This window comes from Pantoea sp. SJZ147 (assembly GCF_007828605.1).
Lineage (GTDB): Bacteria > Pseudomonadota > Gammaproteobacteria > Enterobacterales > Enterobacteriaceae > Pantoea > Pantoea allii.
The window spans coordinates 353,997-378,795 of sequence record NZ_VIVB01000002.1 but is presented as its reverse complement, the minus strand read 5'-3'; the positions used below and the strand labels follow the sequence as shown (position 1 = coordinate 378,795).

The window sequence follows — 24,799 nt, the reverse complement described above, 5'->3', positions numbered from 1 at the left end:
TTACTTTGCTTTCGAACGGAATGCGTCAATCAACTCAATAAAGTGGTCAAACAGCGGTGCGGCATCACCCGGTCCCGGGCTGGCTTCCGGGTGACCCTGGAAGCTAAACGCTGGCTTATCGGTGCGGTGAATGCCCTGCACGGTCTTATCAAACAGGGAGATATGGGTAACACGCAGGGTCGCGGGCAGATCGGTTTCATCAACGGCAAAACCGTGGTTCTGCGCGGTAATCATTACGCGGTTGTTATCCAGATCTTTCACCGGGTGGTTACCACCATGGTGGCCCAGCTTCATCTTGACGGTTTTCGCACCGCTGGCCAGAGCCAGCAACTGATGACCAAGGCAAATACCGAATACCGGAATATCCGTTTTCAGAAAGGCCTGAATGGCTTCAATCGCATAATCACAGGGCTCAGGATCGCCAGGGCCGTTAGACAGGAAGATGCCATCCGGATTCATCGCCAGTACCGTTTCGGCTGGTGTTTTGGCCGGCACAACCGTCAGGCGGCAGCCACGGTCCACCAGCATACGCAGGATATTGCGCTTCGCACCGTAATCGTAAGCCACGACATGGTAAGGCAGGGCTTCCGCCGGTGTCTGTTCCGGCAAATCCCCTTCCAGTGTCCAGCTCCCCTGCTGCCAGGCGTAGGTTTCCGCCGTTGTCACTTCTTTCGCCAGATCCATACCTTTCAGGCCGGGGAAAGCCTGCGCTTTTTGTAAGGCCAGTGCGGCATCCAGGTTGTCGCCCGCGATGATACAGCCGTTCTGCGCCCCTTTTTCCCGCAGCAGACGCGTCAGCTTGCGGGTATCAATATCGGCAATCGCGACGATGTTATTGCGCTGCAGATAAGCCGATAAGCTCTCTTCGCTGCGATAGTTACTGGCAATCAGCGGCAGGTCACGAATCACCAGGCCCTGCGCATGAATTTGACTGGATTCTTCGTCGGCGGCGTTTGCACCAACATTGCCGATATGGGGATAAGTAAGAGTAACGATTTGGCGAGAATAGGAGGGATCAGTGAGGATTTCTTGATAACCGGTCATTGACGTATTGAAAACGACTTCCCCCACTGCCGACCCTGTAGCCCCGATGGCCCGACCGTGGAATTGGGTTCCGTCTTCCAGAACCAAGAGCGCTGACTTAATCAAAACATCCTCCAGGGAATAAACAGTCACAATATCTGCATATTAATTCATAATAGTGATCTGAATCAATGCAAAAACTGCCTGAGTGGTCAATTTTTGGCAAATTGCGCGCATTCTAATGATCGTCCTGATACTTGTCCACCCTGAAGCAACATTTTAAACATCTTTTCGGGCTCAGAACGAAAATGCAGAGGATAAGCGGCAAAAACAGGGGTAAACACAGCCGAATAATCGTTTGCCAATCGCAATCAACGTTTATTCTGATAGTGCACATGATTAATTTTGACCAAATGGTCAAAATTAACAGGTTTATGACAAAAACAGGGACGAGATAACCCTACTTTTGAGTCACTCACTGAAAAAATTAGCCAAAGCCCTTGTTTTAAATAAAATTAAGGGCAATTAAAAAATTGCCCTTTTCAATCAATTTATTAGCGATTGAAATCACCACATCACACAGGTAAACCCATTACAAACTCGATAAATCCAGCACATCGCGCATGTCATAAAGCCCTGTTTTCTTCTCACTCACCCATAACGCTGCTTTTATCGCGCCCTTTGCAAAGGTCATGCGGCTGGAAGCCTTGTGGGTTATCTCAACGCGCTCACCGTCATCGGCAAACATTGCCGTATGTTCCCCGACAATGTCGCCTGCTCGCACGGTGGCAAAACCAATCGTGTTCGCATGACGCTCGCCGGTATGGCCTTCTCGGCTGTAAACGGCATGTTCATCCAGTTTCCAGTCCATTGCCTCTGCAATCGCCTCGCCCATCGCCAGGGCAGTCCCTGAAGGCGCATCGACTTTGTGGCGATGGTGGGCTTCGATAATCTCAATATCCGCATAATCGCCCATGACTTTGGCGGCTTTCTCCAGCAGCTTGAGTACCAGGTTAACGCCAATACTGAAGTTGGCGGCAAACACAATGCCAATCTCTGTCGCAGCATCACGAATCGCTGCCTTGCCTGCTTCGTCAAATCCTGTGGTACCAATGATCATGGCCTTACGGTGCTCACGACAAATGGCCATGTACTCCAGCGTTCCTTCGGGGCGGGTAAAATCGATCAAGACGTCAAAATCATCGATCACGGCGCGTAAGTCATCGCCCAGGATAACGCCCGCGTTGCCGGTACCGGCCAGTTCGCCTGCGTCGCTGCCGATCAACGACGATCCGGGACGGGCTAACGCAGCGCCCAGTTCAACGCCTTCCATCTGCGCAACCGCCTGGATGAGATTGCGCCCCATGCGCCCCGGTGCGCCCACGATGGCAATGCGGATATTCTTCATATTTATTCATTCCTAAAACAAAACTATGCATGCAAGCGCAATCAGGTTAACGATGAGATAACAACTGCGCCACTCTTTATCAGGGATAATAAGAATTTTTATGCCAGGCAAGGCGGATTATCAGTAAAAGCAATTTCAGCTGCCGCAGGCCTGGTCTGAAAAGCAAAAAGGCCGAACAGAGTCGGCCTTTTAATAACTGCAAGTAAGCGGTTACTGCACATTGCGGACGTCAACCCGCAACTCTTTGGGGACTTCAAACACAATGTTTTCTTCCCGCCCTTCCAGCACTCTCGCTTCGCCACCGCCCAGTTCCTGCAGGCGAGCAATCACGTTCTGAACCAGAATATCGGGCGCTGACGCACCGGCCGTAACGCCAACACAACCTACAGAGACTACCCACTCAGGCTGAATGTCCGCCGCATCATCAATCAGATAGGCAGCTTTACCCATGCGCTGTGCCAGCTCGGCCAGTCGATTGGAGTTGGACGAGTTTTTCGATCCGACCACCAGCACCACATCGGCCTGTTGCGACATTGCCCTTACGGCTTCCTGACGGTTGGTGGTGGCATAGCAAATATCGTCTTTGCGTGGCCCCACGATTTTCGGGAAACGGGCGCGCAGCGCATCAATCACATCTGACGTATCATCCACCGACAGCGTGGTTTGGGTCATAAAGGACAGGCGGTTGTCATCTTTAACGTCCAGTTTCCAGACGTCGTCCGGCGACTCCACCAGATACATCCCGCCCTTGGGGTTATTGTACTGCCCCATGGTGCCTTCCACTTCCGGATGGCCTGCGTGACCAATCAGCACCGACTCTTCACCCCGACGGCTGGCACGGGCGACTTCCATATGAACTTTAGTGACTAAGGGACAGGTGGCATCGAAGACGGTGAGCTCACGCCCCTTCGCCTCATTGCGCACCGCCTGAGACACGCCGTGGGCAGAGAAGATCAGGATAGCGCCATCGGGCACTTCCGCGATCTGCTCAATAAAAATGGCCCCGCGCTGACGCAGGCTGTCCACCACGTAGCGGTTATGTACCACTTCATGACGCACATAAACCGGCGCACCAAACAGGGTGAGTGCGTTTTCAACAATGCTGATGGCACGATCGACACCCGCACAAAAACCACGTGGATTAGCCAGCAGAATTTGCATTGTTCGCCTCCAGTGCCGGATCGATATCCAGCACCTCAATATCAAACTGAACGCGGTGGCCTGCCAGCGGATGATTGAAATCCACAGTGATTGAATCACCGGAAATCTCCCGAATCACACCTGGCATTTCACTACCGCCCATTCCGGTAAACAGCATGATGGCACCGATCTCCGGCTCGCCCGTATCGATAAAGTCACGACGGGAAAAGTACTGGATAAGATCGGGACTGACGCTGCCAAAGGCATCTTCTGGCGCCAACGTGAAATGATGTTTTTCACCCGCTTTTAATCCCAACAGTGCCTGCTCCAGCGGGCCAGACAGGCTACCGTCGCCGAGCCGAAACAGCGCAGGTTTACCGTTGGCGCGGGTGGATTCTGCCACAGAGCCGTCTTCCAGCTTCATGACGAAATGCAACAACACCGCGCTGTCGCCCTGTACAGACTCAGTCATGCTTTACCCTTTTTTAACCTGCTTGCTGGAAGGGTTGAAAAAGCCCTCCAGCACCACCAACGCGGCACCGATACAGATGCCGCAGTCAGCGATATTAAATGTAGCAAAGTGCCAGTTACCGACATAGAAATCGATAAAATCCACCACGAAGCCATGATACGAACGGTCAAACAGATTGCCCACTGCGCCGCCAATGATTAATGCATAGGCGATATTGGCTATCTTCTGACTGGCGCTGTTGCGGTACATCATCACCAGCAACGAGATCACAATTGCCAGCGCAATACCGGCAAAGAACCAGCGCTGCCAGCCGCCTTTATCAGCAAGGAAACTGAACGCTGCGCCGTAGTTGTGCGCATAGAACAGGTTAAGGAACGGCATTAGCGGCTGCGTTTCATGCAGCATCATGTTGTTCATTACCCACTGCTTGCTGACGAAATCAACAACGATAACTAACAGCACCAGCCACAGCCAGCGCAATCCGGTGGAGAAAACAGGTTTACTCATCAGGCAAACTTACGCTCTTCGCCGTTTCCGGCTACGTTGGTGTAACAGCGACCGCACACCGCAGCGTGCTCGGGATTCTGACCGACGTCAGTAGTGTAGTGCCAGCAGCGAGGGCATTTCTCGCCTTCTGCTTTATTCAGGCCGATTTTCAGACCTTTTAACAGTTCGCTCTGCTGCGCGTCACCGCCTGCCTGGGCGTAATCAGCAACCTGTGCGCCAGAGGTCAGCAGCACAAAACGCAGTTCGTTACCTAACGCCTGCAGTTTCGTCGCCAGGTCCGCATCGGCATACAGCGTCACGGACGCTTCCAGCGCGCCGCCGATACGTTTGTCGCTACGCGCCTGCTCGATCACCTTGTTCACTTCACCACGTACTTTAAGCAGTTCTGCCCAGTACGCATCGTTCAGCGCTTCGTTTTCTGGCAGACCAAACAGGCCGGTATACCACTCTTCTGTGAACACGTACTTCGCCCGATCGCCTGGCAGATAGCCCCAGATTTCGTCGGCCGTGAAAGACATGATCGGTGCCATCCAGCGCACCAGCGCTTCAACAATATGCCACAGTGCCGACTGGCAGCTGCGACGCGCCAGGCTGTCGCCTTTCGCGGTGTACTGACGATCTTTGATGATATCGAGGTAGAACGACCCCATTTCCACGGAGCAGAACTGCATCAGGCGCTGAATCACCTCGTGGAAATCGTAGTTCTCGTAGGAGGCAACGATATCAGCCTGTGCAGCCTGCGCACGTCCGACTGCCCAGCGATCGACCACCACCATCTCTTCTGGCTTAACCAGATCGGTTAGCGGATTAAAGCCGCTCAGGTTGGCTAACAGGAAGCGCGCCGTGTTACGGATGCGACGGTAGGCATCCGCAGAACGTTTCAGGATTTCGTCCGATACCGCCATCTCACCCGAGTAATCGGTAGAGGCGACCCACAGGCGTAAAATGTCTGCACCCAGTTTGTCCATCACATCTTGCGGTGCAACGGTATTGCCAATGGATTTCGACATCTTGCGGCCCTGACCATCGACGGTGAAACCGTGCGTCAGCACCTGACGATAAGGCGCTTTGCCCTTCATCGCCGTGGAAATCATCAGCGAAGACATAAACCAGCCACGATGCTGATCCGAACCTTCCAGATACATATCCGGTGTATTTCCGCCAAACTCCGGACGGGCATCGACAACCGAATAGCTGGTTGAACCGGAATCAAACCAGACGTCCAGGGTGTCCGGCACTTTAACGTAGTGATCGGCATCGTCGCCCATCAGATCGCGCGGATCGAGATCCCACCAAGCCTGAATGCCCTCTTGCTCAACACGCTGGGCAACTTTTTCCATTAGCGCCAGGGTTTCAGGATGCAGTGCTTCGGTCTCTTTATGCACGAACAGCGCCATGGGCACGCCCCAGGTACGCTGACGGGAAATACACCAGTCAGGGCGGTTGGCAACCATGGATTCAATACGCGCCTGGCCCCAGTCCGGAATCCACTGAACGCCTTTGATCTCCTGCAGTGATTGAGCACGCAGGCCTTTCTGATCCATGCTGATAAACCACTGCGGCGTGGCACGGAAAATAATCGGGGTTTTGTGACGCCAGCAGTGCGGGTAGCTGTGCAGCAGTTTTTCAACATGCAGCAGGGCACCTTTTTCTTTCAGCAGTTCAACGATCATGTCGTTGGCTTTAAAGACGTTGATGCCGTCAAGACCGGGATAAGTCCCTGGCAGGTAGGCGCCATCAGGGCCGACCGGATTCGCCGTCTCCAGACCATATTTCTGACCAATCACGTAGTCATCCGGACCATGACCGGGGGCAGTGTGAACGGCACCCGTACCGGCATCCAGCGTGACGTGTTCGCCTAAGACGACTTTGGACTGAATCTGCTCAAGCAACGGATGCTGGAACAGCTGCAATTCCAGTGCCGCGCCCTGGCACTCACCCAGCACGGTCCAGTCGCTGATGCCTGCGCGTTTCATCACGCTCTCAACCAGATCTTTTGCCAGGATCAGGCTGCGGCCATCAATCTGCAGTAGCTGGTATTCGAACTCAGGGTGCAGTGAAATGCCGCGGTTAGCCGGAATGGTCCATGGCGTTGTGGTCCAGATCACCAGCGAAACCGGGCCTTCTGAGGCGGTGACGCCAAAGGCTGCACGCACCGCATCGGCATCAAGGGCATTGAACATCACGTCGATGGACGGCGAGGTTTTGTCGTAGTATTCCACTTCGGCTTCGGCCAGCGCAGAACGGCAATCCATGCACCAGTGCACCGGCTTCGCGCCTTTGTGCAGATGGCCATTGCCGATAATTTTACCCAGCGCACGAATGATATTGGCTTCGGTGGTGAAGTCCATGGTGAGGTAAGGACGATCCCAGTCACCCAGCACGCCCAGGCGAATAAAGTCGGCTTTTTGCCCCTCAACCTGTTCGGCGGCATACTGACGGCAGGCGGCGCGGAATTCGGCGGCGCTGACTTTTTCGCCCGGCTTGCCGATCATCTGCTCAACTTTATGCTCGATAGGCAAACCGTGACAGTCCCAGCCCGGCACATAAGGCGAGTCGTAACCTGCCATGCCTTTAGACTTTACAATAATGTCTTTCAGAATCTTGTTAACGGAGTGACCAATATGAATGCTGCCGTTCGCATAAGGAGGGCCATCATGCAGGATAAAGGTTTTTTTCCCTTTCTTGGCTTCGCGGATGATGCCGTACAGATTGTCATCATACCAACGTTGCAGCATTCCCGGTTCGCGCTTGGCCAGATCGCCACGCATGGGGAACCCCGTTTCCGGCAAATTCAGGGTTGATTTATAGTCACTCATCAGATTCTCGATTCCGTTTTTCGCTCAGGTTACAGACCAAAAAATTGTCGGGCCGTTACCGTATCTTTCGCAATTTGCTCTTTCAACGCATCCAGTGAAGCAAAGCGCTGCTCGTTTCGTATTTTCTGCTTCAATACCACATCAATGTGGCGACCATAGAGATCCATATTGATGTCCAACAGGTGAACTTCAAGCTGTTGGCGTAAACCTTTTACCGTTGGGCGCGTACCAATATTGGCCACGCCGGGCAGCGGCGTTGGCCCCAGGCCTTCGACTTCAACCGCATAAACGCCTTTGACCGGCGATACGCAGCGCCGTAACGGGATATTGGCCGTAGGGAACCCCAGTGTCCGTCCCAGTGCATCACCGTGCACGACGCGCCCTGAGATACTGAAAGGATGGCCCAATAGCGACTGCGCCAGCGCTAAGTTGTCCTCAGCCAGTGCCTGACGCACCGCTGTGCTGCTGATGCGCTTACCGCCATCACAAAACGTTTCTGTGCTGACCACATCAAAACCATACTGGGCACCGGCTTTCTGTAATAGCAGGAAATCCCCCTGGCGACCAGCGCCAAAGCGGAAATCATCCCCGACAGCCAGATAGTTGACGCCCAGTTTGTTCACCAGCAGTTCGCTGATAAAACTCTGCGCCGATAACGCGGCAAAGCGATGGTCAAAACGCACACAGAGCACGTAATCCACGCCAATTTCTGCCAGGTATTTTAGCTTTTCCCGCAAGCGGGTGAGCCTGGCGGGCGCGCTTTCGCCCGCAAAGAGTTCTAGCGGCTGCGGTTCAAACACCATCACCATCACCGGCAAATTACGTTTGCGTCCTTCTTCCAGCAACCGCCCCATCAGCGCCTGATGACCGCGGTGCACACCATCGAAATTACCGATGGTCAAAACGCAGCCGTGATGCTGCGCATTAAGATTATGAATACCGCGGATAAACTTCATGGCTGACTCAAACCTGTGGAAATCGGCGGATTATACCCTCGAAAGCTGTCAAGGTTAACCCGTGAACACGCCTTTCATGCGTAACAGGCCGTATTTACTGACATGCAGAGCCGTTGAGAGAATTTTGTTGCGAAATACTGTATTCAGGGAGCGGAAGCTGGTAGAATCTTGCGCCATCAAATACGTAACCGAGTGTCGTACAGGTTATCACGAGTAACGACGCTTATTTGCACAAATCCATTGACAACAGAAGGTCCAAAAGGCATAGTCCTCGGCCTTTGATTTGTCTCTATCGAACATATTTGGGAGTTGGACCTTGGCTAATATCAAATCAGCTAAGAAACGTGCCGTAACATCTGAGAAACGTCGCAAGCATAATGCAAGCCGTCGCTCTATGATGCGTACCTTCGTTAAGAAAGTATACGCGGCGATCGCTTCAGGCGACAAAGCTGCTGCGCAGAACGCATTTAATGAAATGCAACCAATCGTGGACCGTCAGGCTGCTAAAGGTCTGATCCACAAAAACAAAGCTGCACGTTATAAAGCAAACCTGACTGCACAGATCAACAAACTGGCTTAATCGCTATTTGTTCATCGCTTTGTTGAAAGAACCGGCGCTACGCCGGTTTTTTTATGCCTGCTGTTTAGCGCCGCCAGGCAACTGTCTCTTCCTGACTTTATCTTCCTGCCCTGCCAGACAACCCACCGCCTCTGCACTGCTCTCAACCTGCCGAACCATGCTGCCCCAGGTTCAGGCCCGTAGCGCCCCGGACAGCCTCTCTCACGAGCCCTCTGTCGGGTTATCAGGCCCAGGGTTAACAGAGAAGGTCAATCACGGCGTGCTTGCGAGTTCAGACCGGCCGCAGAGCAACGCGATCACAGCCAGTCAACGCGCGATGTCATCGTGGGTCACAGGCCATATTGAGATGCTGAGATGTTGAGATGTTGAGATGTTGAGATGTTGAGATGTTGAGATGTTGAGATGTTGAGATGTTGAGATGTTGAGATGTTGAGATGTTGAGACAGGAACCAGCATTGCTGCAACACCGGATGAATGTGTTGCAGCAATGGATTTTTTATCGCAGCTTGATGCGCAATAAGGTGTAGCCCAGCACGGCGGAGAGCAGTGAACCGCTAAGGATACCCAGCTTAGAGAACGTCACTAACTGCTCGTGGGCAGCGTCAAAGGCTAGCGAACTGATAAATATCGACATGGTAAAGCCAATGCCGCACAGCACGCCAATCGCCATGATATCGCGAATAGTCGTGCCGCCAGGCAAGGCTGCCAGCCTCAGCTTCACCGCCAGCCAGCAAAACAGCGTAATCCCCAGTGGCTTACCGATTAACAGGCCCAGGATGATACCCAGCGGCTCCGGCGACAGCACGTCGCCAAAGGTGATGCCCGTCAGCGAAATGCCAGCGTTAGCAAAGGCAAACAACGGCAGAATCAACCAGTTCACCCACGGCATTAAACCGTGCGCAAGGTGTTCCGCTGGCGAATGACCGTTTTTCTCTTCCAACGGCACGAAGAAGCCCACAATGACGCCCGCCAGCGTGGCATGCACGCCAGACTTCAGAACTGCGGTCCACAACACCATCCCAACCAGCATGTATACCGCAATGTTCCGTACGTTACAGCGGTTCAGCACGGCCAGCACCACGATAGCGCCTGCCGCCACGCTCAGGGACATCACAGACAGGTCGCTGGTGTAAAACAGCGCGATGATGACGATGGCACCCAGGTCGTCGATAATCGCCAGCGCCATCAGGAACACCTTCAGGGCGGGGGGAACACGACTGCCAAGCAGGGCAAGCACGCCGAGCGCAAACGCGATATCAGTAGCAGTAGGAATCGCCCAGCCATTTCGGGCAATCTCATCACCATGGTTAAACAGCAAAAACACAATGGCAGGTGCTGCCATGCCACCGACTGCGGCGATAACCGGAAAGATGGCCCGATCGCGGCTGGCGAGTTCACCAGAGATCAATTCGCGCTTCACTTCCAGACCAATCAGCAGGAAAAAGAGCGCCATGAGCGCATCGTTTATCCACAGAAGCAGATTTTTACTGATATCCAGTTCGCCGAAGCGAATCTGTACCGGTGTGTCCAACAAAGCCTGGTAGCCCTGAGCGGTGGAAGCGCCATTGGCGAGGATCATAGCGACGACCGCAGCCAGAATGAGCACCATGCCGTTACTGGCATCACTCTCAATAAAACTTTTCAGTAAATGCTTGATACGACGAGGTTTTGACAAAACACACTCCTCCTGAGCGGAAAACACAATGCCGAGCAGTGTAACGATTCACTGAACCCGAGAAAAAGCTTATTTATCCGCTTTTACATTAAGTCCGACGTTTTGTTACATCAAAGGGTGAGCCAGAGCAGGCCGAAAAGAGGACGATATCGGTGAAAGTGGCAGCATAAAGTGCGCGAGAAACCGTGTCAGCTTTGCAGAGCGCATAAAAAAACGGAGAGTCTCCTCTCCGTTTTTAATCACGCCAGACCGCTGTGAATTAACGGGTTAAGTCGTCGAAGAATTTCTTCACGCCGTCGAAGAAGCTTTTGGAGCGCGGGCTGTTATGTTCGCCGCTGGGTCCACCAAAGCTCTCTTCCAGCTCACGCAGTAACGCTTTTTGCTTGTCGTTGAGGCTGACAGGGGTTTCCACCACCACACGACACAGCAGATCGCCTACCGCACCGCCGCGCACCGATTTCACACCGCGTCCACGCATGCGGAACAGCTTGCCGGTTTGGGTTTCTGCTGGCACTTTCAGCTTCACCCGACCATCCAGCGTGGGCACTTCAATCTCACCGCCCAGGGCAGCCATCGCAAAGTTAATCGGTACTTCGCAGTACAGGTTATTCTCTTCACGCTCAAAGATCGGGTGTTTTTTCACCGACACCTGAACGTAGAGATCGCCCGCTGGCGCGCCCTGCTCACCGGCTTCGCCTTCACCGCTCAGACGAATACGGTCACCCGTATCCACACCAGCAGGAATTTTCACCGACAGGGTTTTCGATTTCTCTACGCGACCGTGGCCGTGACAGGCATTGCAGGGATCTTTAATCACCGAGCCGCGACCGTGACAGGTCGGACAAGCCTGCTGGACGGTGAAGAAGCCCTGACGCATCTGTACCTGACCTGCACCATGACAGGTTGAACAGGTTTGCGGTTTGGTGCCCGCTTTTGCGCCGCTGCCATGGCACACGTCGCACTCTTCCAGCGTCGGAATACGGATCTCTTTGGTCACGCCGCGAACCGCTTCTTCCAGCGTCAGCTCCATGTTGTAGCGCAAATCTGCACCACGGGATGCACGCTGACGGCGGCCACCACCAAAGATGTCACCGAAAACGTCGCCAAAGATATCGCTGAAATCTGCACCGCCGCCGCCAAAGCCGCCACCGCCGTATCCGCCACCGCCCATACCACCTTGTTCAAAGGCAGCATGACCGTACTGATCGTAGGCCGCACGCTTCTGCGGGTCGGTCAGAATTTCGTAGGCTTCTTTCGCTTCTTTAAATTTGGTTTCCGATTCTTTATCACCGGGATTGCGGTCCGGGTGATGTTTCATCGCCAGGCGTTTGTAAGCCTTTTTGATTTCACGCTCGTCTGCAGATTTGGCGACGCCTAAAATCTCGTAGTAATCACTCTTCGCCATTTATTTAGCCCTTAACATGATCGCACGGGCGTGGAGAAAACTCCTACGCCCGTGCTGGTTTCAACGGCTGTCAGGGCAACCGTCGCGCCCGGTCAGGGGCAATTATTTCTTATTGTCTTTCACTTCTTCGAATTCAGCATCGACAACGTCGTCATCTTTTTTCGCTGACGATTCGCCGGCTTCCGCTGCACCCGCCTGAGACTGCTGTGCTGCTTCCATCAGTTTGCTGGAGACTTCCATCAGCGCCTGCATTTTCGCGTCGATTTCTGCTTTATCTTCGCCTTTCAGCGCAGTTTCCAGCGCACTCAGTGCAGCTTCGATAGGCGCTTTGTCGTCGGCTGACAGTTTATCGCCCACTTCGTCCAGTTGCTTACGTGTGCTGTGAGCAATCTGGTCGCCCTGGTTACGGGTCTGCACCAGCTCTTCGAACTTACGGTCAGATTCAGCGTTAGCTTCCGCATCACGTACCATTTTCGCAATTTCATCTTCATTCAGACCTGAAGAGGCTTTAATGGTGATCTTCTGCTCTTTACCGCTGTTTTTGTCCTTCGCCGATACGTGCAGGATACCGTCCGCATCGATGTCAAAGGTCACTTCAACCTGCGGCATGCCGCGTGGCGCAGGCTGGATGCCGTCCAGGTTAAACTGGCCCAGTGACTTGTTGTCATTGGCACGCTTACGCTCACCCTGCAGCACGTGAATCGTTACCGCAGACTGGTTGTCTTCTGCCGTTGAGAACACCTGGCTGTGCTTGGTCGGGATGGTGGTGTTCTTGCTGATCAGCGAGGTCATCACGCCGCCCATGGTTTCGATACCCAGCGACAGCGGGGTTACGTCCAGCAGCAGAACGTCTTTAACATCACCACCTAACACACCGCCCTGTACTGCAGCACCCACGGCAACCGCTTCGTCCGGGTTAACGTCTTTACGTGGTTCTTTACCAAAGAATTCCGTTACTTTTGCCTGAACCAGTGGCATACGCGTCTGACCACCCACCAGGATGACGTCGTTGATGTCAGAAACGGACAGACCGGCATCCTGCAGAGCGACTTTCAGCGGCTCGATAGAGCGGGCAACCAGATCTTCAACCAGTGATTCCAGTTTCGAACGCGTTACTTTAATGTTCAGGTGCTTAGGACCGGTTGCATCCGCCGTGATGTACGGCAGGTTAACGTCAGTCTGCTGCGCAGAAGACAGCTCGATCTTGGCCTTCTCTGCGGCTTCTTTCAGACGCTGCATCGCCAGCGGATCGTTGTGCAGGTCAATGCCCTGATCTTTCTTGAATTCCGCAACCAGGTAGTTAATCAGACGGCTGTCGAAGTCTTCACCACCCAGGTGGGTATCACCGTTGGTCGCCAGTACTTCAAAGGTTTTTTCGCCATCAACTTCATCGATTTCGATGATTGAGATATCAAACGTACCACCACCCAGGTCATACACCGCGATAGTGCGGTTGCCCTGGCCTTTATCCAGACCGTAGGCCAGCGCCGCGGCGGTAGGTTCGTTGATGATACGTTTTACTTCCAGACCTGCGATACGGCCGGCGTCTTTGGTCGCCTGACGCTGCGCATCGTTAAAGTAGGCTGGAACAGTGATAACCGCTTCAGTAACGGGCTCACCCAGAAAATCTTCAGCCGTTTTCTTCATCTTTTTCAGGACTTCCGCAGAAATCTGCGGCGGTGCCATTTTCTGGCCTTTGACTTCCAGCCATGCGTCGCCGTTATCGGCACCCACAATTTTGTATGGCATGATTTTGATATCACGCTGTACTTCTTCGTCCTGGAAGCGACGGCCAATCAGGCGCTTGATCGCAAACAGGGTATTCTGCGGGTTGGTGACAGCCTGACGTTTAGCCGGTTGTCCGACCAGAGTTTCCCCGTCCTGGGTGTAAGCGATGATCGAAGGCGTGGTGCGATCGCCTTCCGCGTTTTCAAGCACACGCGCTTTCGTGCCGTCCATGACCGCAACACAAGAGTTGGTTGTACCCAGGTCAATACCAATAATCTTACCCATCTAAACATCTCCCACTTAAATTCGTTGCCAGTTTGGGTTGTGAACCTTTTATGTGGGCGGGTTGCTTACATTCAACCCATCCTCACATGCTTTTTTTACAACGTTCACAACGCTCGATGACAAGTAAATGGGGTCGCTTAGAAGCGCATCAAGGGTTAAATGAAAAAAAATTTTCAGTACCTGTCAGACCAGGATCAAAGACGGTGATGATTACGCTGAAGATTATGCGGCTCGCCGCGCTCATTCTGCGTTAAGCCGACCACCCGATTAACGAGGAGAATTGCGCTGAGTAACGCTGACAACAACAATGGCTACCCTGCCCCTGAGAGTTAACAGGATGTGGCATGGGCTGTTGTTTGCCACGCTACAGGGCACAGGGCGCAAGCGCGCCCTTCTGCCGACTGGCGCGCACGCCGCCATGTTAAAGCAACACGCGAAGCCAGGCTCCGCGTGTGATTTATGCCTGTTTTATCCCGTCGTACAGGTCCGGCTCATGACTGATATCTTGTCTGAGCCAGAGACCGGTCAGCAATCCCACCAGCGCAAGCGCCATGACATACCAGCCAGGCGCCATAGGGGAGACAGTTGTCAGCAGCGTCACGCAAATCGGCGTCAGGCCGCCAAATACCGCATAAGAAAGGTTGTAAGAGAAGGATAATCCGGTGAAACGGACCTCAGCGGGGAACGCGCGAACCATGATAAAGGGCACAATCCCGACCACGCCAACGCTAAAACCCACCAGCCCATACAGCGGAAACAGATAGTCGGGATACTGGGGAGCCAGGGAATAGAACATCCAGCTACACAGCGCCAGCAGCAGGCTTCCGATGCTTAGCGTCCGGCTGGCCCCGAAACGGTCCACCAGCAGCCCGGCAACGATGCAGCCCACACACAACATGATAATCGCCATGCTGTTCGCTTTTAAGGTGAGCGCGGGGGCCATACCATGCTGTTTCTGCAGCCAGACCGGCGCCATTAAAATCACCACCACGATGCAGGCCGACAGCATCCAGGTCAGCAGAATCGAAATCACCACCGATTTTTGATGCTTCATCACCACGGTTTTCAGCGGTAGCTCCTGTGCCAGGGTTTTACGCTGCTGCATTTCGACAAAAACCGGGGTTTCATGCAGCCAGCGGCGTAAATACATTGCGCCGAGGCCAAACAATCCGCCCAGGAAGAACGGAATGCGCCAGCCACCATCATGAATGGCCTGCTGGGTCATAGAGGTATTAATTAAGGTCGCCACCACCGAGCCCAACAGGATGCCGATAGTGAGTCCGGCGGTCAGCGTACCGCAGGCGATGCCAATCCGTTTGTAAGGCACATGCTCCGCCACAAAAACCCATGCTCCAGGGACTTCGCCGCCAATGGCCGCACCCTGCAACATGCGCATCAGCAACATCAACAAAGGTGCAGCCAGGCCAATCGTGTCCCAACCCGGCAGCGCGCCCATGGCAAGCGTTGGCAGCGCCATTAACAAAATGCTCAGGCTAAACATTTTTTTGCGCCCGACTTTGTCGCCAAAGTGGGCCATGATAATCCCGCCCAGCGGACGTGCCAGATAACCCGCAGCGAAAATGGCAAACGTCTGTAGCTGGCGGAGCCATTCAGGAATGTCGCTGGGGAAGAAGATCTCGCCAATCACGGCGGCAAAAAAAACGAAGATGATGAAGTCGTAAAATTCCAGCGCGCCACCCAGCGCCGCGAGGGCCAGCGTTTTATAATCCTGGGGTTTCAGGCGCGGTGTCTCAAGTGTGGTCATAAGCGTCCAGAGAAAGTGAAAGCAGTTGTAAAGCTGCGCTTACTATACCGTCAATTGATCACCACACCAGCGAGCCTGTAGCTTATTCCTGAAAAGCAGAATATTTAGTTATTTATCTCACGTATCGCGCTTTTGGGGCGAAAAGCTGCTACCACATCGGCGTTCGTTTCAACATAGGGACCTTCGAGCAACTGTAAACAATAAGGTACGGCGGCAAAGATACCCGGCACCTTCACCTTGCCCTGCGCGTCTTTAAGCCCTTCCAGGGTTTCCTTGATCGATTTCGGCTGGCCTGGCAGATTAAGAATAAGTGACTGCTTACGGATCACCCCCACCTGACGCGACAGAATGGCGGTAGGCACAAACTGCAGGCTGATTTGCCGCATCTGCTCACCAAAACCCGGCATCTCACGATCGGCCACGGCGAGCGTGGCATCGGGCGTGACATCTCGTCGCGCCGGGCCGGTCCCGCCGGTGGTCAAGACCAGATGGCAAAAGCGTTCATCGACCAGTTCACAAATCGCCTGTTCGATCATGGGCTGTTCATCAGGGACCAGGCGCGTTTCCACTTCAAAAGGGGTGCCGATCGCGCTGTTGAGCCAGGCTTCCAGGGCAGGAATCCCCTGATCCTGATAAATCCCGTTCGCGGCGCGATCGGAAACCGAGATCAATCCGATACGTAATGTGTTCATGATGATATTCGCTGTGATTTACCGCAGGGCGGTGGATGAGAAAGGACGTACTAAGAAGAATAACAAACGGTGGCGGAAAGGGAAAACCGTGGCGACAGTGCCGCCACGGTAGAAAAGATTACAGCATTTCTGCCAGCATCTTCTCGAGTTTGCCCTGGTCGATGGCAAAATTACGAATGCCTTCGGCCAGCTTGCTGACGGCCATTGGGTCCTGGTTGTGCTGCCACAGGAACTCAGATTCGGTCATCCGGGCCGGACGCGCTTTGACTTCGCCGCTATAGCTCAGCTTACGCTCCAGGGTCCCTTCACTTTCCGCCAGCTCTTTCAGCAGCGCAGGTGAAATGGTCAAACGGTCACAGCCAGCCAGTTCAATGATTTCGCCGACGTTACGGAAGCTTGCGCCCATCACCACGGTTTCATAACCATGCTGCTTGTAGTAGTCATAGATTTCAGACACGGAAACCACGCCTGGATCTTCGTGTGGCGCGTACTCTTTCTTGTCCGTGTTCGCTTTGTACCAGTCGAGGATACGGCCCACAAAGGGTGAAATCAGATACACGCCCGCTTCAGCACAGGCACGCGCCTGAGCGAAAGAGAACAGCAGAGTCAGGTTACAGTTGATGCCTTCTTTTTCCAGCTGTTCTGCCGCGCGAATGCCCTGCCAGGTTGACGCCAGCTTGATCAGGATACGATCGTTGCTGATACCGGCGTCGTTATACAATTTGATCAGGCTGCGTGCTTTCGCGATGCTGGCGTCGGTGTCATAAGAAAGGCGAGCATCCACTTCGGTGGAAACACGGCCCGGCACCAGCTTAAGGATTTCCAGACCAATGTTAACGGCCAGCTTGTCGGATACCAGCTGCAGCTGCTGTTCTCTGTCGCTGCTCTGCTGGCGCGCCCAGGCGATCGCTTCATCAATCAGTTTGCGGTATTCAGGGATTTGAGCAGCGTTGAGAATCAGAGAAGGGTTGGTGGTCGCGTCCTGGGGCTGATACAGCTTCATCGCTGCGATATCACCGGTGTCGGCCACTACGGTGGTCAGTTGACGCAGGGAGGTCAGTTTGTCCGTCATGTTTTTTCTCTTAGTTAACTGTCAGGGTGATAAAAGGCTGTTGGGATAATATCACGCGGTAACGGTGGTGCAAGGTCAGGGAATGCCGTTTACGATAGCGCGAACAAATAGGAGTGATTTGCCGATCCTTGCGGCTTTTTTGCTACACTGCGGGCGACAATTACAGGCTAACCCCTTAAAAAAAGGGACTCATTGAGGACGCGACGATGTTGATGGTGATCTCTCCCGCCAAGACGCTGGATTATGAAAGCCCCCTGGCGACACAGCGCTTTACCCAGCCTGCGCTGTTAGAAAAGTCACAACAGCTGATTAAAATTGCGCGCAAGCTGTCGCCTGCGCAGGTCGCGTCATTGATGAGTATTAGCGACAAGCTGGCGCATTTAAATGCTGAGCGTTTTAACAGCTGGCAGCCCGATTTCAGCCTGGAGAATGCCCGTCAGGCCATTCTGGCGTTTAAAGGCGACGTCTATACCGGTTTGCAGGCCGAAACCTTTAGTGAAAAAGACTTCGACTTTGCTCAGGATCATCTGCGCATGCTGTCTGGCCTGTACGGCCTGCTGCGTCCGCTGGATTTAATGCAGCCTTATCGGCTGGAGATGGGCATCAAACTGGCTAACCCGGCAGGTCAGGATCTCTACAGTTTCTGGGGCGATCTGTTAACGGAAAAACTTAACGACGCGCTGGCAAGCCAGGGGGATGACGTGTTGATTAATCTGGCTTCCGATGAATACTTCAAAGCGATTAAGCCGAAGAAGCTACAGGCGCGCCTGATTAAACCGGTCTTTCTGGACGAGAAAAACGGTAAGTTCAAAGTGATCAGTTTCTACGCGAAAAAGGCCCGGGGATTGATGAGTCGCTATATCATTCAGCACCGCCTGACGAAGCCAGAGCAGTTAACGCGGTTTGACGTTGATGGCTATGCGTTTGCCGCTGATGAAAGCCGTGAGAACGAACTGGTGTTCAAACGCGCCGAACAGTAAGACTGCCCGACGCATCGGTCTTCAAGACGCAGAGGGGGTGAGTGCCCCTCTGCGTGATGACCTGAACACTACTTAAGCAAAAATGCCCGCAGTTGAGCAAAGTCCGCGTTCATCTTGTGCGACAGCAAGGGCAAATCCGCACGCTCAGCCAGTTCTGCAGGCAAGGCCAGTTTCTGATCCAGGATGCTTTCCACGCTCTCCAGGAACTTAGCCGGATGCGCCGTGCCAAGGAATAAACCAAACTCCCCGTCCTGCAGTTGATCACGTAACAAACGCCAGGCAATTGCCGCATGTGGCTCAGATACGTAACCCAGTTTAGCCAGTTCGCGCATGGCTTCCCGCGTCACATCGTCCGTTACCGCGCCGTAAGCCAGATCGCCCAAACGCCAGGTTTTGCGGCGGAACAACTCTTCCACACGCGGCCAGTTGTTTGGCTGGCTGACGTCCATCGCATTCGACAGCGTCGCGACGGTAGCGTTAGGCTGCCATTCGCCGTTGCCAAGGAAACGTGGCACGGTGTCGTTGGCGTTGGTCGCGGCGATAAAACGCTTAATCGGCAGGCCCAGTGACTTCGCCAGCAGACCGGCAGTTAAATCACCAAAGTTTCCGCTTGGCACTGACACGACCAGTTGATTACGTTTCTCCTGCGGCAATTGGGCAACCGCTTCGAAGTAGTAACAAATCTGCGCCAGCAGGCGGCTGATATTAATTGAGTTGGCGGAGTTCAGGCCGATGGCCTTCTTTAGTTCCTGATCGTCAAACGCCTGCTTAACCAGCGACTGACAGGCATCAAAATCCCCCTCAATGGCGATGGTTTCGATGTTGCCGCCAAGGGTACAGAACAATTTTTCCTGTAACGGGCTAATTTTTCCCTGCGGATAAAGAATAACGACACGCACGTTTTCCATGCCGTAAAACGCGTGGGCCACGGCGGCACCGGTATCCCCGGAGGTCGCTGTCAGAATGGTGATCTGCTCATCTGAACCGCTGACGTAGGCCAGCATTTGCGCCATAAAACGACCGCCAAAGTCTTTGAACGCCAGCGTCGGACCGTGAAACAGCTCAAGACAGGCGATATCGTCGCTCACTTCTTTCAGCGGGGCCGGGAAGGTAAAGGCGGTTTTAAGACGTTCGGTCAGATGCTGCGCCGGGATTTCATCACCAATATAGGCCGACAGGATTTTACTACTGCGCGTAACAAAATCCATTTCCAGCATGGCATCGATGTCGGTCAGTTCAAATTCCGGCAGTTCGAGCGGAAAAAACAGCCCTTGCTGTGAACCCAGACCCTGTTTCACCGCCTGGGCGAAGCTGACCTGCTCGTTATGATCCTTAAGATTGTAGAGTTTCATGCGTTATCCCAGTTTACGTGCGCCAGCCGTATCAAGACGGCAGATATGGACGAAGCCTTCATCGTTCTGCAGATAGTGCTGGCTCAGCCAGTCGGCCACCTGCTGTGCCGTTTCCATTTGGTTGCAAATGGCGAATAGCGTGGGGCCTGAGCCCGAAATCCCACAGGCCAGCGCCCCAATATCCAGAGCGGCCTGACGAGCCTGGGCAAAGCCCGGTAACAGCTGAGTACGATAAGGCTCAGCAATGACATCCTGCATCAGTTTAGCGGCCAGCGCAGGTTGGCGCGTATGACAGGCGTGAACGAAGCCTGCCAGCAGACGACCGTGTTTGATGCAGTCCTGTTTAGCATACTGCGCCGGTAAAATCGCCCGCGCTTCAGCGGTCGAGACTTTAATGCCCGGATAGGCCATCACCCACAGCCAGTCGTCAAATCCCGGTACTGACTGACTGATAATACCGTTTTCTTGCAGAATCAGCTGAATGCCGCCAAGGAAACAGGGCGCAACATTATCGTAATGGACGCCACCGGAGACGCGCCCTTCCAGTTCGCCCATCAGGTCCAGAAGCTGGGTATCATCCAGGGGTTTACCGCAAAACTCGTTCATTGCCATCAGTCCTGCCACTACAGAGCAGGCGCTGGAGCCAAGGCCCGAGCCAATCGGCATATTTTTTTCCAGCGTCATCGTCACCGGCACCGTTTTGCCAATCGCTTCACAGAAGCGCTGCCAGCACTGATAAACGATATTCTCTTTGGGGTCGCTGGGCAGTTTACTGACAAACCGGCCCGAATTGATCAGGTTAAAGCTGTCAGCGGCCTCAACGGACACGCAATCCCCCAGCAACGAACCATCGGCTGGCGATACCGTCGCGCCCAACACGTCAAACCCCACGCTGACGTTACCGATTGAGGCTGGCGCATAAATTTTTACCATCATTACACTCCCAACTTCCATGACAGTGTGCGCAGCAGATCGGCGAAAACGCCTGCGGCTGTCACATCATTTCCTGCACCGTATCCGCGTAATACTAACGGAATCGGCTGATAATAGCGGCTGTAAAAAGCCAGCGCGTTTTCGCCATTTTTGACTTTGAAAAGCGGATCGTTACCGTCAACCGCATCGATCTTCACTTTGCAGGCTCCGCCCTCTTCGATCACGCCAACCAGACGTAACACTTTCCCTTCAGCACGCGCCTGTTCCACTCTGGCGGCAATCGCCGCATCGGCGTCGGGTAACTGCTGCATAAACTGTTCAACATCGGCAATCGCGTTCAGGTGCGCGGGCAGCAGCGGTTCGATATCAACATCGCTCATCTCCAGCGAATGGCCTGCTTCACGTGCCAGAATCAGTAGCTTACGCGCAACGTCCGTACCAGAAAGATCGTCACGTGGATCGGGCTCAGTAAAGCCCATCTCGCGTGCCATACGCGTCGCTTCTGACAACGATACACCTTCGTCCAGCTTACCAAAAATATAAGACAGTGAACCCGACAGAATACCGGAGAACTTAATCAACTCATCGCCTGCATTCAGCAGGTTCTGCAGGTTCTCGATCACCGGTAATCCCGCGCCGACGTTCGTGTCATACAGGAACTTACGACGCGAGCCGGCCGCGGCAACACGCATCTTCTGATAGTATTCCCACGACGAAGTATTGGCCTTTTTATTTGGCGTGACCACGTGAAAACCTTCGGCCAGAAAGTCCGCGTACTGGTCGGCAACCGCCTGACTCGATGTACAATCCACAATCACCGGATTCAGTAGATGGTACTCTTTGACCAGGCGGATTAAGCGTCCCAGATTAAACGGCTCTTTGGCCTGCGCCATTTCGCCTTTCCAGTTGCTGAGATCGATACCGTGGACGTTGGTTAACAGCGCACGAGAATTGGCGATGCCGCAAACACGCAGATCAATATGCTTTTGCTTGAGCCACGCCTGTTGACGATGCAACTGATCCAGCAATGCACCGCCGACACCGCCGACGCCTACCACAAAGACTTCAATCACCTGGTCGGTGGCAAACAGCATCTGGTGCACGACGCGCACGCCCGTGGTGACGTCATCATTATTGACCACGACCGAAATGGAGCGTTCAGACGAGCCCTGAGCAATGGCAATAATATTAATGTTGGCGCGCGCCAGCGCAGAGAAGAACTTCGCTGAAATTCCGCGCAGGGTGCGCATCCCGTCACCCACGACCGAGATAACCGCCAGATTTTCGATAACGTCCAGCGCATCCAGTAAGCCATCTTTCAACTCAAGGTAGAATTCCTCTTCCAGCACGCGGCGCGCACGCGCCTGCTCGCTCTGCGGTACACAGAAGCTGATGCTGTATTCAGAGGACGACTGCGTGATTAACACCACCGAAATGCCGGTGCGCGACATGGTGGCGAACACGCGGGCCGCCATGCCGACCATACCTTTCATTCCCGGGCCGGAGACGTTAAACATCGCCATATTATTCAGGTTAGTGATGCCCTTAACCGGGAAGTCGTCCTGTTCGCCATGACCGCTAATCAGCGTGCCGGGGGCTTGCGGGTTAGCCGTGTTTTTGATCAGGCAAGGGATTTGAAACTGTGCAATAGGCGCGATAGTGCGTGGATGCAGGACTTTAGCCCCGAAATAGGACAGCTCCATGGCTTCCTGATAAGACATGGATTTAAGCAGGCGAGCATCCGGCACCTGGCGCGGATCGCAAGTATAAACCCCGTCCACATCGGTCCAGATCTCACAGCAATCGGCGCGCAGGCAGGCAGCCAGCACCGCCGCCGAGTAGTCAGAACCGTTACGTCCCAGCACGACCAGCTCACCCCGCTCATTACCGGCGGTAAAACCGGCCATCAGGATCATATTTTCTGCGGGAATTTTACTGGCTTCAATGCGGCGGGTTGATTCGGCGATATCGACAGTCGACTCAAGATAGTGGCCAATGGCTAAGAGTTTCTCGACCGGATCGATAACGCTGACGCCATAGCCTCGCGCCTCAAGCAGCTTTTCCATAATGGCGATAGAGAGCTTCTCACCACGACAAATAATGGCGGCATTGACGCTGTCCGGGCACTGTCCCAACAGGCTGATACCGTGCAGCACCTGTTTGAGTTGGGCAAACTCGCTGTCCACGCGGCTTTTGAGGCCGTCATAGTCAAAACCGGGTTGGGCCTCGGCCAGGCCCTGCAACAGTTCAGCAAAGATGCGCGTAGCATCACTGATATTCGGCAGCGCATCCTGGCCGCTGATGGTTTTTTCAATCATCGCGACCAGATGGTTGGTGATCTTAGCAGGCGCAGAAAGCACGGTGGCAACCTGTCCTTGTTGCGCATTACTTTCCAGAATATCGGCCACGCGCAGAAAACGTTCTGCATTCGCAACCGAGGTCCCACCGAATTTTAGCACTCGCATGATGTCAACTCTCCTGATTTTGAGTCAAAAAAAAACCCGCACTCGTGAGGTGCGGGCTTCTTTTCTGTTTTTCCTGGATGCGTCAGCCCGCCCCTTTACCGATGGTAATGGTAATGGTGGTGGTAATAATTGTGGTGTTCAGGCTGTGATTACGCATTCAGATTTATTTTTTTCTGTCTGTCATTGATTGTCCGTCTGCGTCAAGAAGTAAAGCAAAGCGCACATCAAGTCAACGGTTTTATCCTTTGCGCAAATATAAACCACAATGTTTAGCATCCTGTTAAACAAAAAAAACCTGGCGAATCGTTTGGCATACCGCGCTTCATTAACATCTGTCACTAGATAGTCAGGTTTAACCCGAGGATTTATCTGCCAGCTTTTTTTCCACGTCATGCAGTAAACGATGCAGCATGGCACTGTCGCGCTGCTCCAGCAGGCCAATGCGCTGGTTAATCCAGTCTGACATTTTGCTGTCGTCACTGACCTCTAACTGCAACAGTAGCTGTTCAAACCGCTGGCGCAGCGCATGGAGCTGTTGTGCATCGGCAGACGGTGCCACCGGCGCGGCCACCTGGTTGAGCGCCGACAACTGGTAGCAGTAAACCATGACCGCCTGCCCCAGGTTCAGTGAGGGATAATCATTTGCCATCGGGATACCGGTAAGCAGGTCGACCTGCTCAAGCTCTTCGTTGGTCAGGCCACTGTCTTCACGGCCAAACACCAACGCCATGCTGTTCACCCACTGCCGTTTCTCAAGCAACTGGGCCTCAACCTGTTGTGGCGTCGCATAATAGCGGAACCGGGCCCGGCTTCGCGCAGTGGTGGCGACGGAAAAATCGATATCCGCCAGCGCGTCGGTCAGTGTCTCAAAGGTTTTTACCCTATCCAGAATGTCTCCCGCACCATGTGCCACGCGCCGTGCTGCCGGGTCCTGCCATGCATCGCTGGCAACAATCCGCAATTCGCTGAATCCCATGGTTTTCATGGCGCGGGCAGCCGCACCGATATTTTCGGCCCGGGCAGGTGAAACGAGGATAAGAGGAAAAAGCATGATTGTTCCATCAGTTAATGTGTACGCCAGTAGTGTAACATGGCCCCTTATTATTAAGGGATATAGGCAGTCAGGTTAAAACCCTGAAATACATGTTAAAACACGTTAAAAAAGGCCGGAGAGTGTGTTTTTATCATAAAGTGCACATTATCAGAATAGTCCAAATAAAAGCCTTTCATTTCAGTCCACTGTAATAGTAAGTTCCTAACATCATATTTTGTGACAACCCCGTCTCACCGGCACAAAGATGATGCTTTATGTCAGCCAGCACGCTATTTTTTGAGATGTTTTTCACAGAAATGTTAACGTGCTACAATTGCATTTGATATAAGTCAACGAAGCGTTGTTTTTATGCTTACCAGTTGTTGTTATTGCTGTTAGGTTGCTGTTAATACAGTTAGTATATGTTTCAAATTATTTATTCCGCAGGGCATGGAATCTTTATCCCGGCTGGCTGAGCTAACACTGTTGTTGACCTTGATAAAAGCTTA

General features: G+C 53.5%; 20 protein-coding genes and 1 other annotated feature. Of the genes, 2 read left to right on the top strand and 18 right to left on the bottom strand.

Annotated features, from left to right (window positions below; translation table 11 throughout):
- From carA to ribF, 7 genes are all read right to left on the bottom strand, one after another.
- The gene (gene carA, locus FBY13_RS04455) at positions 1–1,149 is read right to left on the bottom strand and encodes a glutamine-hydrolyzing carbamoyl-phosphate synthase small subunit (RefSeq protein ID WP_063878364.1); all 1,149 of its coding nucleotides are present in this window, start codon (positions 1,147–1,149) and stop codon (positions 1–3) included.
- Positions 1,150–1,615: 466 nt separating this feature from the next.
- Entirely contained in the window at positions 1,616–2,431 is an 816-nt protein-coding gene (gene dapB, locus FBY13_RS04450) for a 4-hydroxy-tetrahydrodipicolinate reductase (RefSeq protein ID WP_145393596.1), read from the bottom strand.
- Positions 2,432–2,641: 210 nt separating this feature from the next.
- Positions 2,642–3,592, bottom strand: coding sequence for a 4-hydroxy-3-methylbut-2-enyl diphosphate reductase (gene ispH, locus FBY13_RS04445; RefSeq protein ID WP_063878362.1), 951 nt, complete (start codon positions 3,590–3,592; stop codon positions 2,642–2,644).
- Positions 3,573–4,043, bottom strand: a complete 471-nt coding sequence (gene fkpB / locus FBY13_RS04440; protein WP_096010957.1) for an FKBP-type peptidyl-prolyl cis-trans isomerase — start codon at positions 4,041–4,043, stop codon at positions 3,573–3,575. Before fkpB ends, ispH begins: the two co-directional genes overlap by 20 nt.
- A gap of 3 nt (positions 4,044–4,046) precedes the next feature.
- Entirely contained in the window at positions 4,047–4,550 is a 504-nt protein-coding gene (lspA, locus tag FBY13_RS04435) for a signal peptidase II (RefSeq protein ID WP_063878360.1), read from the bottom strand.
- Positions 4,550–7,369, bottom strand: coding sequence for an isoleucine--tRNA ligase (gene ileS / locus FBY13_RS04430; protein WP_063878359.1), 2,820 nt, complete (start codon positions 7,367–7,369; stop codon positions 4,550–4,552). The genes lspA and ileS overlap by 1 nt, the downstream gene beginning before the upstream one ends.
- A 29-nt stretch (positions 7,370–7,398) precedes the next feature.
- A complete protein-coding gene (gene ribF / locus FBY13_RS04425; RefSeq protein ID WP_063878358.1) occupies positions 7,399–8,325 on the bottom strand; it encodes a bifunctional riboflavin kinase/FAD synthetase in 927 nt (308 codons plus the stop codon).
- 316 nt (positions 8,326–8,641) lie between these two features.
- Between ribF and rpsT the strand changes: the two genes are divergently transcribed.
- A complete protein-coding gene (gene rpsT, locus FBY13_RS04420; RefSeq protein WP_006117633.1) occupies positions 8,642–8,905 on the top strand; it encodes a 30S ribosomal protein S20 in 264 nt (87 codons plus the stop codon).
- 496 nt (positions 8,906–9,401) lie between these two features.
- Here rpsT and nhaA read toward each other — a convergent pair whose 3' ends face one another.
- The 6 genes from nhaA to tal form a co-directional block, all read right to left on the bottom strand.
- The gene (gene nhaA, locus FBY13_RS04415) at positions 9,402–10,580 is read right to left on the bottom strand and encodes a Na+/H+ antiporter NhaA (RefSeq protein WP_145393595.1); all 1,179 of its coding nucleotides are present in this window, start codon (positions 10,578–10,580) and stop codon (positions 9,402–9,404) included.
- Between the two features lie 259 nt (positions 10,581–10,839).
- Complete coding sequence (dnaJ, locus tag FBY13_RS04410; protein WP_063878356.1) at positions 10,840–11,985, bottom strand: molecular chaperone DnaJ; 1,146 nt, start codon at positions 11,983–11,985, stop codon at positions 10,840–10,842.
- Positions 11,986–12,087: 102 nt separating this feature from the next.
- The gene (gene dnaK, locus FBY13_RS04405) at positions 12,088–13,998 is read right to left on the bottom strand and encodes a molecular chaperone DnaK (protein WP_145393594.1); all 1,911 of its coding nucleotides are present in this window, start codon (positions 13,996–13,998) and stop codon (positions 12,088–12,090) included.
- A gap of 457 nt (positions 13,999–14,455) precedes the next feature.
- Positions 14,456–15,763: an MFS transporter gene (locus tag FBY13_RS04400; protein WP_145393593.1), complete on the bottom strand. Its 1,308-nt coding sequence runs from the start codon at positions 15,761–15,763 to the stop codon at positions 14,456–14,458.
- Positions 15,764–15,867: 104 nt separating this feature from the next.
- Positions 15,868–16,455: a molybdopterin adenylyltransferase gene (gene mog, locus FBY13_RS04395; protein ID WP_063878353.1), complete on the bottom strand. Its 588-nt coding sequence runs from the start codon at positions 16,453–16,455 to the stop codon at positions 15,868–15,870.
- 118 nt (positions 16,456–16,573) lie between these two features.
- The gene (tal, locus tag FBY13_RS04390) at positions 16,574–17,527 is read right to left on the bottom strand and encodes a transaldolase (RefSeq protein WP_145393592.1); all 954 of its coding nucleotides are present in this window, start codon (positions 17,525–17,527) and stop codon (positions 16,574–16,576) included.
- Between the two features lie 206 nt (positions 17,528–17,733).
- Between tal and yaaA the strand changes: the two genes are divergently transcribed.
- Positions 17,734–18,507, top strand: coding sequence for a peroxide stress protein YaaA (gene yaaA / locus FBY13_RS04385; protein ID WP_096010954.1), 774 nt, complete (start codon positions 17,734–17,736; stop codon positions 18,505–18,507).
- Positions 18,508–18,575: 68 nt separating this feature from the next.
- Here the strand turns inward: yaaA and thrC are convergent, their stop codons facing one another.
- From thrC to FBY13_RS04360, 5 genes are all read right to left on the bottom strand, one after another.
- On the bottom strand, positions 18,576–19,859 hold the full coding sequence (gene thrC / locus FBY13_RS04380) for a threonine synthase (RefSeq protein WP_063878350.1): 1,284 nt from the start codon (positions 19,857–19,859) through the stop codon (positions 18,576–18,578).
- A 3-nt stretch (positions 19,860–19,862) separates the two neighbouring features.
- Entirely contained in the window at positions 19,863–20,792 is a 930-nt protein-coding gene (gene thrB, locus FBY13_RS04375) for a homoserine kinase (RefSeq protein WP_145393668.1), read from the bottom strand.
- A gap of 2 nt (positions 20,793–20,794) precedes the next feature.
- Entirely contained in the window at positions 20,795–23,257 is a 2,463-nt protein-coding gene (thrA, locus tag FBY13_RS04370) for a bifunctional aspartate kinase/homoserine dehydrogenase I (RefSeq protein ID WP_109716571.1), read from the bottom strand.
- 25 nt (positions 23,258–23,282) lie between these two features.
- Positions 23,283–23,407: a sequence feature (Thr leader region), on the bottom strand.
- Complete coding sequence (gene thrL / locus FBY13_RS23875; protein WP_109707012.1) at positions 23,340–23,414, bottom strand: thr operon leader peptide; 75 nt, start codon at positions 23,412–23,414, stop codon at positions 23,340–23,342. Its footprint overlaps the feature before it by 68 nt.
- Positions 23,415–23,609: 195 nt before the next feature.
- Positions 23,610–24,308 (bottom strand): tRNA/rRNA methyltransferase, encoded by a 699-nt coding sequence (locus FBY13_RS04360; RefSeq protein ID WP_096010952.1) that lies wholly within the window; start codon positions 24,306–24,308, stop codon positions 23,610–23,612.
- Positions 24,309–24,799: the final 491 nt, after the last annotated feature.